Annotated in this window: 1 protein-coding gene; it reads right to left on the minus strand. The window is 64.3% G+C overall.

The features are described from left to right. On the minus strand, positions 1–294 hold a 294-nt coding region (locus RCF13_RS03205), incomplete at its 3' end, for a cytochrome c oxidase subunit 3 (RefSeq protein ID WP_308140867.1). Between the last annotated feature and the right edge of the window lie 20 nt (positions 295–314).

Consider the following 314-nt stretch of genomic DNA (forward strand, 5'->3'; position numbering starts at 1 on the left):
CGGACCGAAGTTGGGCCACACCGCCTGGAAGTCGGGCCACAGCATCAGGCGGTGGTCCATGTCGCCCAGCCACGGCGTGGTGATGGTGCGCACGTACCACAGGGCGCCGAAGAACGCCGCGAAGAACATCACTTCCGAGAAGATGAACCAGCTCATGCCCCAACGGTACGACCCGTCGATGCGCTTGCTGTTCATGCCGGCCTCGGATTCCTGGATGGCGTCGCCGAACCAGTAGTACAGCACCACGATCAGCGCGATGAAGCCGACCAGCACCGACCACTTGGCCCAGCTCACGCCGTTGATCCAGCCGGCGG

The sequence above is a fragment of the Stenotrophomonas maltophilia group sp. RNC7 genome, from assembly GCF_030910085.1.
GTDB classification, from domain to species: Bacteria; Pseudomonadota; Gammaproteobacteria; order Xanthomonadales; family Xanthomonadaceae; genus Stenotrophomonas; species Stenotrophomonas sepilia.